Origin of the sequence: Halopseudomonas sp., assembly GCF_038130085.1 — a bacterium.
Taxonomy (GTDB): Bacteria; Pseudomonadota; Gammaproteobacteria; order Pseudomonadales; family Pseudomonadaceae; genus Halopseudomonas.
Window position 1 is genome coordinate 102,715 of record NZ_JAYPMU010000003.1, and the last position, 13,430, is coordinate 116,144.

Sequence of the window (13,430 nt, forward strand, 5' to 3'; positions counted from 1 at the left end):
CGCTACGGCGGGTTTTCTCGTTTCTGGAGGTCCGAAATGGATCTGGAAAAGATGGCGGCCAGCACAACTCGCGTGCACAGCGTCGTAACTATCAAGGCGATCGACGACGAGGCGCGCGAGTTCGTCGGCATTGCATCGACTCCAGCCACCGACCGGATGGACGACATCGTCGAGCCGTCCGGTGCAGAGTACAAACTGCCGCTGGCGTTGCTGTGGCAGCATGACCGCATGCTACCGGTGGGGACCATCCTGACCGCGAAGGCTACCAAAGCAGGCATCGAGGTCCGCGGCAGCATCCCGAAGGTGGACGCGCCGCAAGGCCTTGCCGCCCGGCTTGAGGAAGCCTGGCAATCACTCAAGCACCAGCTGGTGCGAGGCCTTTCTATCGGCTTCCGCCCGCTCGAATACAGCTTCATGGATAACGGCGGCATCCACTTCACCAAGTGGGAATGGCTGGAGTTATCTCTGGTGACCATCCCGGCAAACGCCGAGGCCACCATCACCTCTATCAAATCGTTCGACCGTGAGCTGCTGGCCGCGTCAGGCCTCAAAGCGGCACCGGTTGTGCGCATTGGTAAACCTGCCGGCGCTTCGGCAACACCATTGAAAACCAAAACCGCACCGAAGCCCCGGGAGGGCAATGCTATGAATATCGAAGAGCAGATCAAGGGCTACAAGGAAGCCCGCGAAGCCAAGGCCGCCGAAATGGTTGCCATCATGGAAAAGTCAGCTGAGGCTGGTGAAACCTTGGACGCTGAGCAGGAAGAGCAGTACGACACCCTGCAGGATGAGGTGGCGGCCATCGACAAGCATCTGGCGCGCCTCGAGGCGTTGGCCAAGACCAGCGTTGAAAAGGCTAAGCCGGTTGAGGACCGCAGCGGCATGCGCGACCGCGTTCCGGCGACCGCCAAGAAGCACGAGAACCTGGCCAAGGGTATCGAGTTTGCCCGTTACGTCATGTGTCTCGGTGCTGCCAAGGGCGACCTGCACACAGCGAAGTCCATTGCCGAAACCCGCTTCCCTCAGTCTGAGCGTATCCACGCCACGCTGAAGGCAGCCGTTGCGGCTGGCACCACCACCGATGCTACCTGGGCGCTCCCGCTGGTTGAGTACAACCAGTTCGCCGGCGACTTCGTCGAGTTCCTGCGACCGCAGACGATTCTCGGAAAGTTCGGCATGAACGGCATCCCGGCGCTGCGCGCGATTCCGTTCAACGTGCATGTGCGCGGCCAGACCTCCGGCGGTGAGGGTTACTGGGTGGGCCAGGGTGCGCCAAAGCCGCTCACCAAGTTCGACTACAGCGATGCCTACCTTGGCTACGCGAAGGTGGCCAACATCGCCGTGCTGACCGAGGAGCTGATGCGCTTCAGCAACCCGAGCGCAGAGGCCCTTGTCCGCGACTCCCTGGCCGGCGCGCTGATCGCTCGAATGGATACTGACTTCGTTGATCCGGCCAAGACCGCCGCGGCCAACGTCTCGCCGGCGTCCATCACCAATGGCGTCACTCCGGTAGTCTCCAGCGGTACGGACGCTGACGCGATCCGCGTCGACGTGAAGGCCGCCATGCAGACCTTCATTGCGGCCAATATCACCCCGACCGGTGGCGTTTGGATCATGTCGTCTACCACTGCGCTTTCGCTGTCTCTCATGCGTAACGCGCTCGGTCAGAAAGAGTTCCCGGACCTCACCATGCTGGGCGGCTCTTTCGAAGGCCTGCCGGTCATTGTGTCTGAGTACGTTCCGTCTGATACCTCCGGCCACTATGTGGTGCTGGCGAATGCCTCCGACATCTGGCTGGCTGATGACGGTAACGTGGTTGTGGATGCTTCGCGCGAAGCATCTCTGCAGATGCTGGACAACCCCACCAACAACAGCTCCTCCGGTACCGCGACAAGCATGGTCTCGATGTTCCAGACCAACAGCGTCGCCATTCGAGCGGAGCGCTGGGTCAACTGGCAGAAGCGCCGCGCGTCGGCGGTTGCTGTGATCAGCGGCGTCAACTGGGGCGCGTAACAGCACCCGATGAAAGCGGCCCGGTTCGCCGGGCCGTTTTTCTTCCCTGGAGCTATCCATGCGGAACATTGAACTAAAAGCGGTCAAGCGCTGTGGCAAAGCATTGCCCGGCAAAAAATTCATGGCAAACAGCGTAGAGGCAAAAGCGCTGGTTGCTATTGGTCACGCTCAGTATCTGACGAGCGACATGGCCCAGTCAGTCAGCGCGCCTGAGTACATCGTCTCCGACGCTGTTCGCAGCTTCGCAGAAGAAATGAAAATCGACTTGGCGCGCGTTACCCCTACCGGCCAAGGCGGTCGCATCCTCAAAAAGGATGTCGAAGCGCTGATTCAGGCGCCACCCGGTAACGATAAGGAATAACCATGAGAAAGGGTCTGATTCGCAGCGTCAAGCGGGCTGCACTTGCGTTGCTGTCGGCTGTGGCATCAATCCTTTCGTCGCAGTTCACTTGGTTGATTCTCTTCGCACTGAGCGGCGCAGCTGGAGTATCGGGCGGGATCTACATGCTGTATGGCGATGGCTGGTCGCTTATTGCTGCTGGCGCATTCTCCATGCTGTTTTCGACCGTCATCTTCCGGGGCATAGCGAATGGCTAACGTATTTTCGGCGTTGCGCAACGCGGCCCAGCAGAAAAGCTACATTGCGCCGGTCGATAACCGAGGCGGGTGGTGGCCGTGGATTCGCGAGCCCTCCGCCGGCGCATGGCAGAAGGGCGAAGAGTGGTGCGCCGATACCGTTGCGGCATATCACGCGGTATATGCCTGTATCACATTGATCTCGGCAGACATTGGAAAAATGCCCTTCCTCACCGTGCGCGAGGATAAGAATGGCATTTGGAATCAATTCAGCGACACAAAATACTCTGTACTCCGCAAGCCGAACCGCTACCAGAACCACATCCAGTTCAAAGAGTGGTGGATCACCTCGAAGCTGTTCAGGGGTAACACATACGGCTTGAAAGAGCGCGCATCAAACGGTGTGGTCAAAGCCATCTACGTGCTTGACCCTACGCGCGTTCAGGTGCTCGTCTCCAGCGATGGCTCTGTCTACTACCAGCTCGGTCAGGACGAACTAAACGGGCAGGAGCAGACCAGCGTCACGGTTCCTGCTAGCGAGATCATCCACGACCGCATGAACTGCCTGTTTCACCCGCTGGTTGGCGTGAGCCCCCTGTACGCTTCAGGCCTTGCTGCAAGTCAAGGTATGAAGATCCAGAATGACTCAGACAAATTCTTCGCCAACGGCGCAAATCCTGGCGGCGTACTTACTGCTCCTGGGGGCATCAGTGATGACACTGCCAAGCGCCTGAAGGAGCACTGGGACGCGAACTACACCGGCAGCAACGCCGGCAAGGTTGCCGTGCTGGGTGATGGCCTGAAGTTTGAACCCATGCGAATGACTGCCGTTGATGCCCAGCTTATCGAGCAACTGCGCTGGACGGCAGAGGTGGTTTGTTCAACTTTCCACGTCCCGGCCTACAAGATCGGCGTGGGCACAATGCCGACCTATAACAACATCGACGCGCAGAACAAGGACTACTACAGCCAGTGCCTGCAGTCGCTGATTGAGAGCATGGAGCTCTGCCTTGACGAGGGGTTGGAGTTTGAGCAGGGCGCCGGGGTTGCGCTAGACCTTGATGTCTTGTTCCGAATGGATAGCTCAACCTTGATTAATACGCTGAAAGAGGGGGTCGCTGCGGGTATTACCGCGCCAAACGAAGCCCGAAAGCGACTTAACCAGCCGCCAGTTGCAGGCGGGGAAACGCCATACCTTCAGCAGCAGAACTATAGCTTGGCTGCTCTGGCCCGCCGTGATGCACAGGAAGATCCGTTCAAGCCGCCTAGCTCACCTTCAGTGGAGCCATCTGAAGAGGGTTCAAGCGGCGGCGCTGACGATACCGCTCGTGACGAAGAAATGAAGTCAATGAGGGGCGAGATAAACACATTGAGAGCCATCAACCGATTTGAGAGGGCTTTGGAATGACGGATTTCGACCCGGATGCATTTGCCGAAGCCGTTGGCCGCCGAGTGAAAGAAATCGCGGCGAAAATTGAGTCGCGCATGGCGTCACTGGAACGAGCCCTTGCCGAACGCCCTGATCTCGAAGCCATTGCACAGCAGGCCGCGGCTCTGATCCCCGCGCCGGAACAGGGCAAGGATACCGACTCTGACGTCATCAAACAGATGCTGGCTGATGCTGTTGCAGCCCTTCCTGCGGCCAAAGACGGCAGGGATGGTAAGGACGGCGAGAACGGAAAGGACGGTACCAGCGTCCCACTGGAAGAGGTGGAACGCATGGTAGCCGAGGCGGTTACGCGCGCAATGCAGTCCGTTCGCGAGCCGAAGGACGGGGTTGATGGCAAAGACGGCAAGGACGGCGTAGACGGGCGTGACGCACTGGAGATCGACGTTCTGCCGGCAATCAACGAAGAGCGCAGCTATTGCAAAGGAACTTTCGCTAGCCATAACGGCGGGATCTGGATCGCACGCCGCAAAACGCACGGCATGGACGGCTGGGAGTGCATCGTCAATGGCTGGGCTTCAACGGAGATCATCACGTTCAGTGAGCGTGGTTTCGAGGTTTCTGTTACTGACGCCACGGGTAACAAAACTACCAAACAGCTTGAGCTGCCAGCCATGATCTATCGCGGCGTCTTCACGCCCGGCATGCATCATCCCGGCGACATGGTTACCTTCGGTGGGAGTCTATGGCATTGCAATGAGCCAACCGACAAGAAACCCGGTGAGCCGGGATGCAAAGCTTGGACATTGACTGCTAAGCGCGGGCGTGACGGCAAGGATGGACGCGACGGGATCGACAAAACAGCGCCGGTGAAACTCAGATGAACTACGTCACAACCGAACAGGCCAAGCGTCAGGTCGAAATGGATCATGACGAAGACGACATCCTGATCGCCGGCTACGTTGCTTCGGCATCCAGCGCAGTGAAGGGCTACTTGAAGTCGGCATCGCCTTACGAAGTCGAGCGTGACGAGCACGACAACCCTGTGCTTGATACCAATGGCGACCCCGTATATCTGCTGGACAGCCAAGGCGAGATGATCGTTCGCGCTCAGGTTCAGCAGGCCGTGCTGCTGCTCGTAGGGATGTTCTACAAAGACCGGGACAACGACGACGGCGCGCTGTTTGAGCAAGGGATGCTGCCGAAGCCGGTAACTGCACTGCTGTATCCGCTGCGCGACCCTGCGCTGGCTTGAGGTGACCTATGGGTATCAAGGCAGGCCGGCTGCGTCACCGGGTCGACATTCAGCAGCGCGGTCAACTTCAAGACCCCGATTCGGGCGCCATGGTTGATGGCTGGGTAACGGTGTGGAGCAAAGTGCCCGCAGCTGTCGACCCCCTCAGCGTCAGGGACTTTATCGCCGCGAGCGCCCATCAGTCAGAGATTGTGGCTCGCATTACCCTGCGGCATCGCGCGGGGTTGGTGGCCACCATGCGGATCGTGCACAACGGCCAAATCTACAATCCGGAAGGCTTTCTGCCGGATCCGGACAGCGGGCTGAACTATGTAACCGCTCCCTGCAGCCTTGGGGTTAATGAGGGCTGATGATGTGGCAGGGAATGACGGTCTGCTGCATCGCCAGCGGCCCGTCGCTTCATGCCGCTGATTGCGCGAGGGTCGAGTCCGCAGGTCTGCCGACAATTGCGGTCAACAGCTCGTGGCAGCTCGCGCGGTTCGCCTCGGTGATCTACGCCGCCGACCCGGGGTGGTGGGATAACAATCAGCACCTCATTGATGTGCCGGCAGAGTGCTGGTCCAGCTACCAGGGCGCGGACACAAAGTACGGTATCAATCGCCATCGTGCGCCGAACGCGCCACACAACAGCGGGCTCCGAGCAATTGAGTTTGCCATTGCGCGTGGGGCGTCGAGGATTCTGCTGCTTGGCTACGACTGCTCTGTAAAGCGTGGCACACACTGGCACGGCGACCATCAAGCCACGGCCAACCCGGATGAGCGCCGGTGTCAGCTGTGGCTTCAGCAATTTGCGGCGCTCGACCGCAAGCAAACAGAAATCATCAACTGCAGCAGGGAAACAGCGCTGAGCTGCTTCCCTCGGCAGACTTTGGAGCAAGCACTGTGCTGAAAACCTTTTCCGGTCGCGCCCCATCGCAGAACGAATACGAGCTGCGCAGCTTTATCGCGCTGCTGAATGAGCGCGGTGTAACGCGCTACCTCGAGGTGGGCAGCCGGCATGGCGACACTTTCCACGAAGTGATGACCAGCCTGCCTGCAGGCAGCTATGGCTGCGCGGTCGATCTTCCCGGCGGGCTCTGGGGTAAACGCCGCACAGAGCAGACGCTGCTGGCGGTGGCTGACGATCTGCGCGCCAAAGGCTATGTGATCGACGTGGTGCTGGGTGACAGCACTTCGCAGGGCATCATCGAAAAGATCAGGGGGCTGGGAAGGTTTGATGCGGCGCTGATCGACGGTGACCATACCTACCGCGGCGCCAAGGCGGATTGGCTGAACTATGCACCATTGGCTGACCTGGTCGCATTCCACGACATCGTGGGGCAGGGCATGGCCGAGAAGGTGCACGGCAATCCCGTTGAGGTTCCTCGCCTGTGGGCAGAAATCTCCGCCGAACATGACGGTTGCGTTGAGTTCGTCGACAGTGATTCGAAGATGGGGATCGGCGTATGCACATCACACTGATTGCCAGCCCCGGCGCTCAATATCAAGTCGCCCACCAGTTAGCCCTGGCCGCAGGGTTTGAGGCGCTTGGCTTCGACGTGACCATGACTCACGGCCAGGTATCACGCACGCAGCACGTGGCGTGCTGGGGCTGGCGCATTGGCCAGAAACTGCGCGCTGCTGGCCATGACGTACTGGTTGTAGAGCGTGGTTATCTTGGCGATCGCTTCGCCTGGTCTTCGCTTGCCTGGAACGGACTGAATGGCCGTGGTGAGTTTGCCGCGGCACCGGTAGACGGCGGAGAGCGGTTCCGGGAGCACTTCACCATGCAGCCGTGGAAAGACGGCGGCGAGTATGTGCTTTTGCTGGGGCAGGTGCCTGGCGATGCCAGCCTGCAGGGTCGTGACCTCATGCCTTGGTATGAGCAGACAGCCGAGCGCGCCGCGGCCGCATACGGCCTGCCTGTGCGCTTTCGTCCGCATCCGCAAACCGAACGCAAGGGCATCAAGCAGCAGTTGCGCAATGCGGTCAATTCCCGCTGCACCCTCGAGGAAGACTTGGCCGGTGCTGCTGCTGCAATCACTTTCAATAGCAACTCTGCCGTAGACGCCGTACTCGCAGGCGTGCCAGCCGTGACGATGGACCAGGGCGCCATGGCCTGGGATGTGACAGGCCATAAGGTTGGCGAGCTGCTGAAGCCGGAGCGAGAGCGCTGGGCGGCTGAACTGGCGTGGAAGCAGTGGACGCTGTCTGAGATCGAAAGCGGCGCGGCGCTCAAGGGGCTGGTCGGCTATGAGTGAGTCTGTTTCGGTGAATGTCGATGGCCTGGCCGAGGTGCTTGGCAAGTTCGAGGCCATCGAAACAGACCTCAAGCTGAAGGGCGGTCGCTTCGCTTTGCGCAAGGCTGCTCAGTTGGTGCGCGATCGCGCCCGGCAGAATGCTGCGTCACTGGATGACCCAGAGACGGCCGCGAACATTGAACGGAACATCGTTGAGCGGTGGTCGGGGCGCGCATTCAAACAGCGCGGCGATCTGATGTTTCGCGTGGGGGTTATGGGTGGAGCTGGCGGCAACGCTTCGTCTGCATCCCTCGATGGCCTGCCGGGCAAAGATACTCGCCACTGGCGCTACAAAGAGTTCGGCACCGAGACGGTACCGGCAACGCCGTTCCTGCGCCGAGCCTTGGCCGACAACATCAGTGCGGCTATCAGTGAGTTCGCAACCCAGTACGACAAGAAGATGACCAGAGCCATCAAGGCCGCGAAGAAGAAGGCAGGTATCAAGTGAGCATGTTCGCCCCAATCTTTGCAGTCTGCGCGGCCAGCGCAGGAGTTACTGCCGCGCTTGGCACAGCCCCGGTACGGCTGTTCCCGTTTGGTGAGTCGCCGGAGGGTGTGGGCTTGCCATACGCCGTGTGGCAAACGGTATCTGGCTCCCCTGAAAACTTCATCAACGAAGTTCCAGACATGGACGGCTTCACCCTGCAGGTCGACGTATACGGCAGCACTGCCGATAGCGTTCGCGCTGCAGCTGAAGCCCTGCGCGACGCTATCGAGCCGCACGCCCACATCGTCAGCTGGGGCGGCGAAAGCCGTGAACCGACGACAAGGCGCTACCGCTTCACATTCAGCGTGGACTGGTTCGTCAGTCGCTAAAACGAGCAACCCCAAACAACCCGCCATGTGCGGGTTTTTTATTGCCTGAAAACCCGCAACAGGAGTGACACACATGAGCAAGCTCACCCAGGGCACGCAGATTTTCTTCATCGATCCAGATGACGACTCTGTCGTAGCCGTTCAGTGCGCAACCAGCTTTAACCCGGGCGGCGCGCCGTCTGATCAGATCGAAGACACCTGCTTGGAGTCATTCGACCGGACCTACAAGGCGGGCCTGCGCACGCCAGGCCAAGCAACTATCGGGCTCAATGCTGACCCTGAAAACGCCTCTCACATGCGCATGCACGAACTGAGCGAAACCAATCCGCCGCCCGAGCTCAAGTGGGTGGTTGGTTGGTCCGACGGCACTGCTGTGCCGACTGTCGACAGCGCTGGCGATTTCGTTCTGCCAGAAACTCGCACCTGGTTCACGTATCAGGGCTACATCAGCGACTTCCCGTTTGATTTCCAGCAGAACGCTGTCGTCACCTCCACCGTGACCATTCAGCGCTCTGGCGGCTCCGCTTGGATCAAGAAAGTATGAATCTGACCATTGAGAGTCTGAAAGCAGCGGGCGCCTTCACCGGCGCCCCTGTGGCCAAGGACATTACATGGAAGATCGGTGATGAGGAGTTCACCTCGACCGTGTACGTTCGCAGGGCTGGGTACGAGTCAGTCGTCTCTGATATTGCATCAAAACGCTGTGAGTCTGACCCGCTCGCAGGCCGAATTGCATCAAGCATTTGTGATGCAGAGGGCAGGGAGATCTTTTCACCGGACGATATCACTGGCGAAGCAGATCCGGAGCGCGGGCCATTGAGTCACGGGCTCGTGATGGAGTTGATGCGCGTCATGGGCGAGGTGAACGGCGCGGGAAAGACGAAGAGCTGAGCGAGCTGGATGAGTTCTGGCATGAACTCGTCCTGTGCGGGGTTGGGGGCACGACCATCGCTGAGGCCAAGCAGCGACTCGGCTATCAGGAGGCGCTGCAGTGGATGCGGTATCGCAGGTTGCGCGGCGGCTTTAATCTTGGCTTGCGAGTGGAGCGCGGGTCGGCACTGCTCGCAATGATGTATGCGAATGCGAACAGCAAGCATGGTGGATACTCCATTTTCGACTTTATGCCGAACATGGAAGAGCCTCCGTTGACGTTGGAGCAGGCCCAGGAGGCTTGGAAATAGGGCGGGGCTGATTTGGCACTCCACTGACCCGGTGCTACATTCCTCCCTGTCTATCAGGGAGGAATGGGTGTGCGAAAATTCATGATCGTGGTGTCAATGGCCTCAATGATTGCCGGGTGTGCATCTTCGCGCATGCCGGTTCTCAATCAATATGAGGTCGATTATTTGCCTTGGGCTTCGGCAGAGTCGGTGAATGCCGTTTCGTTTGAGAGGAGCGGTGGGTCGGGAAACCTTGCTATGTGCGTTGCCGCTGTGGTTGGCAACAGTGGCGAGACGCTGACCGACTCCAGCAACAGCTTCTTCGGTGCTTACACGGGGAATTACTACCGTGTCGAAAAGTCGGTGCAGACAGGCGGCGGACAGGTGCTGGAGTATGTGTCGCCTGACAATAATGCCGTGGTTGCTAGCGGATCGGAGCGCTACCAAGCATCCTCTCTCGTCACTCGGTCAGTTCGTTTCAAGTTGAGCGCAAAGCAAGCTGGAAGTCTGAGACAGTACCGTTTTTCTGATCTGGCTCAAGCTCAACTGGATAGTGGAGCCGCGGCCAATACAGGTTATGGGCCAATTGGTTCGTGGGCTGGCGCCAATCCAGATCTCGCCGTCCAGGCACTCGTTCGCGTGACGGACGAGATCGAGAGTTGCCTTTCTGCGCCGTAGCGCCGCAGATTTTATCAAAACCCGCTGAGGCGGGTTTTTTTACGTCAGGAGAAAAGTATGGCCAGTAAAAGCCTGGGTACTTTGACGCTCGACCTTATTGCCAAGACAGGCGGCTTTACCGGCCCAATGGACAAGGCCGCTCGCCAGACCAAGAAGAACACAGAGCAGATGGCAAAGGCCGGCAAGGCGGTGGGTATCGGTATTGCTGCTGGCGCTACTGCCGCAGCCGCTGGCCTATTGCTGATGATACAGCGTGAGCGCGAGCTGATTGATCAGCAGGCCAAAACGGCGCAGCAGCTCGATACCACCTACGAGAGCATGGCGAACCTGCGCCGCGCCGGCGAACTTGGCGGTGTCGGTTTTGAGAAGATCGAAACGGCTGGCCGTACGCTCAACACCAACATTGGCAAGGCTATTCAGGGTGTTGATGCTCAAGCAAAGGCGTTCGACCGGCTTGGAGTTAGCGCCCAAGAGATTTACGACCTCCCGCTGGACGAGCGCATTGCGGTTATCAATCAGGCTCTGATCGACAACGTGCAAGCGTCCGAGCGTGGCGCAGTGGCTGCTGATATTTTCGGTTCCCGCAACGCCGCCGCGATGCAGCAGCTAGACCCAGGCACCATCGCAGAAGCCGCAAGGCAGGTTGAGATTTTCGGGCTGAATCTCTCCGATGTAGATGCCGCCAAGGTTGAGATGGCGAACGACGCCATGAGCACTATGGGGTTGCTGACTGATGGCGTTGGTAAGCAGCTTACCGTCAAGCTGGCGCCAATCCTCAAGGCTATTGGTGACGAGTTCCTGCGTAGCGCTGAAGAGGCAGGCGGGCTCGGGCAAGTAGTCGATGACGTTGTGGATTCAGCAGTGCCAGCCATTGGCTTTGTGATAAGTGCTGCCGACGGTGTATCGCGCGGATTCAGCATTGCCGCCGATACGATTGTTGGCACCTTCGCGACTGCTGAGTTCTGGGTCAACACCATTGGTGCTGAGATCATGGACATCATCGATAGTATTCCCGGCATTGATCTGTCGGTGAATGTGGAGTCGATGAGGGCATCTGCCAGGGTGGCGAAAGGCGTTGCTGCCGAGGCGATGGCCAGCATCCAACAGTCGTTGCTTGAGCCGCTGGCGGGCGAGAAGTTCGAGCGGTTTATCCAGAACGCCATGGAGGCTGGCGACGAAGCGGCGAAAGCGGTAGTCCAAGGGCGCGAGCTTGCTCATTCAACCGGCGGTGTTTTCGATGACATTGCTGATGATAGTGAAGAGGCGGCGAAGGCTGCCGCAAAGGCTGCAGAGTCAATATTGTCTGACCTCAGTGCTCTGGAGCGGGCGGCAATTACGTGGGGCATGGGCGCCGACGAGATAAAGGTTTACGACCTTCAGGTGAAGGGGGCGACGGAGTCGCAGATTGACTACGCTCGGTCTTTGATCGGGCTTGTCTCTGGGTTTGAGCGAGCAGAAGAGCAGCAGAAGGAATACCTTGCGCTAGTTAAAGAGCTGCGCACTGATGAAGAGCGGCTTACGGACACATTCCACGATCGAATAGCTGTTCTAGATGCCATGTCTGATGCGTATCGCATCAGCAGCGACGAGTATCAGAAGATGGTTTCGAGGATAGCTGATCAAGCTTTTCCAGATGCGCCATCATTCTCGGGGCTGGCGCCAGAAGTTGGCGGCGCCTTTGGCGAGCTCAGCAAGATTAATGACGCAGAAAAAGAGCTGGAGAAATGGTATCAAGCGCAGCTGGATATGCTCGACCAGTACCGCTCTGATCGATCCGATCTGACAGCCCAGTGGGATGAGCAGGAGCTGGCGCTGAAGCAAGAGCACGAAGACCGGCTTGCGCAAATCGAGCAAGCGCGTCAACTGGCGTCTTTGTCTGCCACAGAGAGCATCTTTGGCGATCTGTCTGAAATGGCCAAGGTATACGCCGGCGAGCAGTCTTCCCTATACCGAGCGATGTTTGCGGTGCAAAAGGCCGCAGCAATTGCGCAGTCGTTGGTTTCCATTCAGACAGGCATTGCGATGGCTGCAGCTAATCCGTTCCCCGCCAACCTTGCCGCCATGGCCTCCGTTGCCGCTGCTACGGCGAGCATAGTTGGCAACATCAGCGCAATTGGCATGGCCCACGACGGCATCGACAGCGTGCCCCAGACCGGCACCTGGCTGCTGGAAAAGGGCGAGCGCGTCACCACCGCCGAGACCAGCGCCAAGCTGGACCGGGTGCTTGAAGACATTCGCAGCGATCGCGCTGGCGGTGGCCGGAGTGGAGGCGACAGCTACTCGATCAGCCTGCCGGGCATTCGTGATGCACGGGAAGCCCGCAAGGCAGGGGCCAGCGTTCGCCGAGCTGTTGCTCAAGGTGCTGCACAATCGCGGAGATACATTTGATGGGTGCGTTCCTTGAAGAGCGGTTGGACGTGTGCATGCGCATCGGTGCAGAGGCGTCCGACAGCTACATGCTGCAGCCCAGCATCACCCAGGGCGGCGCGCGGTATGTGTGGCTGATCAACGGCAAGCCGTACCGTGAGTTTGATGTCGGGTACATCAAGCGCAACAGCGAGCTGGCTGACTCCGTGGCTAGCCTGTATCACCGCTCCTACGGTGGTTTTGCTGGGTTCCGGGTCAAGAGCTGGGACGACTTCACCACCGCGCTGGATGGCCGCAGCGCCTACAGTGCGACTGACTGCACGCTGGATGTTGTGAGCGATGGCGTGTATCAGCTGGTGAAGGAGTACGGGCGAGACAAGCCCGCGCTGCCGGATATCGGTCGCCCACGCCGCACGCTGTTTAAGCCGGTGGATGGCGAGGTCGCTGTCTCGGTTGCTGGCCAGCAGCTGCCGGAAAGTCAGTGGTCAGTCGATGCGACAACCGGCCGGGTAGCGCTTGCGGCGCTTAAGTCGCGCGCTATCACTGCGATTACACAGGCTGCGCAGGCGGTGCTGACCGTCGGAACCAATACCTTCGTGGTCGGCGAGTCGGTCGCCATCAGCGCCGTGGTCGGCATGACGCAGATTAACAACCTTCGCGCCCTGGTAACCGCCAAGCCAAGCAGTACCACCATCACCGTGGCTATCGACTCGACTGCGTTCTCGACGTACGTCAGCGGCGGCACTGTGCAAACGTGGCCGCTGGATGGCGAGGTTGTCTCGGGTGGCTGTGAGTTCGATATCCCTTGTGCGTTCGATTCAACCTTCGACGTTACAGCGCTGGACCCGCGTCACCGTGAAGTCTCAGGCCTGCGCCTGATCGAGTTGCTCGACCCCTGA

The 13,430-nt window shown here is 59.3% G+C and carries 17 protein-coding genes; all 17 read left to right on the forward strand.

Translation table 11 applies throughout. The annotated features are described in order from the left end of the window. The first annotated feature begins 36 nt into the window (after nucleotides 1-36). The 17 genes from AAFM31_RS03500 to AAFM31_RS03580 all read left to right on the forward strand — a co-directional run bounded on the left by AAFM31_RS03500 (nucleotide 37) and on the right by AAFM31_RS03580 (nucleotide 13,430). Nucleotides 37-2,013: a phage major capsid protein gene (locus AAFM31_RS03500; RefSeq protein ID WP_341706522.1), complete on the forward strand. Its 1,977-nt coding sequence runs from the start codon at nucleotides 37-39 to the stop codon at nucleotides 2,011-2,013. 58 nt (nucleotides 2,014-2,071) lie between these two features. Next, entirely contained in the window at nucleotides 2,072-2,374 is a 303-nt protein-coding gene (locus AAFM31_RS03505; RefSeq protein ID WP_341706523.1) for an E3 binding domain-containing protein, read from the forward strand. 2 nt (nucleotides 2,375-2,376) lie between these two features. After that, a complete protein-coding gene (locus AAFM31_RS03510; protein ID WP_341706524.1) occupies nucleotides 2,377-2,610 on the forward strand; it encodes a hypothetical protein in 234 nt (77 codons plus the stop codon). After that, entirely contained in the window at nucleotides 2,603-3,997 is a 1,395-nt protein-coding gene (locus AAFM31_RS03515; RefSeq protein WP_341706525.1) for a phage portal protein, read from the forward strand. The genes AAFM31_RS03510 and AAFM31_RS03515 overlap by 8 nt, the downstream gene beginning before the upstream one ends. Beyond that, nucleotides 3,994-4,860, forward strand: coding sequence for a phage portal protein (locus AAFM31_RS03520; protein ID WP_341706526.1), 867 nt, complete (start codon nucleotides 3,994-3,996; stop codon nucleotides 4,858-4,860). Before AAFM31_RS03515 ends, AAFM31_RS03520 begins: the two co-directional genes overlap by 4 nt. Then, nucleotides 4,857-5,231: a head-tail connector protein gene (locus AAFM31_RS03525; RefSeq protein WP_341706527.1), complete on the forward strand. Its 375-nt coding sequence runs from the start codon at nucleotides 4,857-4,859 to the stop codon at nucleotides 5,229-5,231. The genes AAFM31_RS03520 and AAFM31_RS03525 overlap by 4 nt, the downstream gene beginning before the upstream one ends. 8 nt (nucleotides 5,232-5,239) lie before the next feature. Next, nucleotides 5,240-5,581, forward strand: a complete 342-nt coding sequence (locus AAFM31_RS03530; RefSeq protein ID WP_341706528.1) for a phage head closure protein — start codon at nucleotides 5,240-5,242, stop codon at nucleotides 5,579-5,581. Next, nucleotides 5,581-6,120: a hypothetical protein gene (locus AAFM31_RS03535; RefSeq protein ID WP_341706529.1), complete on the forward strand. Its 540-nt coding sequence runs from the start codon at nucleotides 5,581-5,583 to the stop codon at nucleotides 6,118-6,120. Before AAFM31_RS03530 ends, AAFM31_RS03535 begins: the two co-directional genes overlap by 1 nt. After that, nucleotides 6,114-6,692, forward strand: coding sequence for a hypothetical protein (locus AAFM31_RS03540; protein ID WP_341706530.1), 579 nt, complete (start codon nucleotides 6,114-6,116; stop codon nucleotides 6,690-6,692). Before AAFM31_RS03535 ends, AAFM31_RS03540 begins: the two co-directional genes overlap by 7 nt. Beyond that, the gene (locus tag AAFM31_RS03545) at nucleotides 6,677-7,471 is read left to right on the forward strand and encodes a hypothetical protein (RefSeq protein ID WP_341706531.1); all 795 of its coding nucleotides are present in this window, start codon (nucleotides 6,677-6,679) and stop codon (nucleotides 7,469-7,471) included. Before AAFM31_RS03540 ends, AAFM31_RS03545 begins: the two co-directional genes overlap by 16 nt. Continuing rightward, nucleotides 7,464-7,958, forward strand: coding sequence for an HK97-gp10 family putative phage morphogenesis protein (locus AAFM31_RS03550; RefSeq protein WP_341706532.1), 495 nt, complete (start codon nucleotides 7,464-7,466; stop codon nucleotides 7,956-7,958). The genes AAFM31_RS03545 and AAFM31_RS03550 overlap by 8 nt, the downstream gene beginning before the upstream one ends. Before the next feature lie 2 nt (nucleotides 7,959-7,960). Further along, the gene (locus AAFM31_RS03555) at nucleotides 7,961-8,326 is read left to right on the forward strand and encodes a DUF3168 domain-containing protein (RefSeq protein WP_341706533.1); all 366 of its coding nucleotides are present in this window, start codon (nucleotides 7,961-7,963) and stop codon (nucleotides 8,324-8,326) included. A 73-nt stretch (nucleotides 8,327-8,399) separates the two neighbouring features. After that, nucleotides 8,400-8,870, forward strand: coding sequence for a phage tail tube protein (locus AAFM31_RS03560; protein WP_341706534.1), 471 nt, complete (start codon nucleotides 8,400-8,402; stop codon nucleotides 8,868-8,870). After that, on the forward strand, nucleotides 8,867-9,217 hold the full coding sequence (locus tag AAFM31_RS03565; RefSeq protein ID WP_341706535.1) for a phage tail assembly chaperone family protein, TAC: 351 nt from the start codon (nucleotides 8,867-8,869) through the stop codon (nucleotides 9,215-9,217). Before AAFM31_RS03560 ends, AAFM31_RS03565 begins: the two co-directional genes overlap by 4 nt. 359 nt (nucleotides 9,218-9,576) lie before the next feature. Then, entirely contained in the window at nucleotides 9,577-10,164 is a 588-nt protein-coding gene (locus AAFM31_RS03570) for a hypothetical protein (RefSeq protein ID WP_341706536.1), read from the forward strand. A 318-nt stretch (nucleotides 10,165-10,482) separates the two neighbouring features. Then, nucleotides 10,483-12,552: a hypothetical protein gene (locus AAFM31_RS03575; protein ID WP_341706537.1), complete on the forward strand. Its 2,070-nt coding sequence runs from the start codon at nucleotides 10,483-10,485 to the stop codon at nucleotides 12,550-12,552. Beyond that, a complete protein-coding gene (locus AAFM31_RS03580) occupies nucleotides 12,552-13,430 on the forward strand; it encodes a DUF2460 domain-containing protein (protein WP_341706538.1) in 879 nt (292 codons plus the stop codon). The genes AAFM31_RS03575 and AAFM31_RS03580 overlap by 1 nt, the downstream gene beginning before the upstream one ends.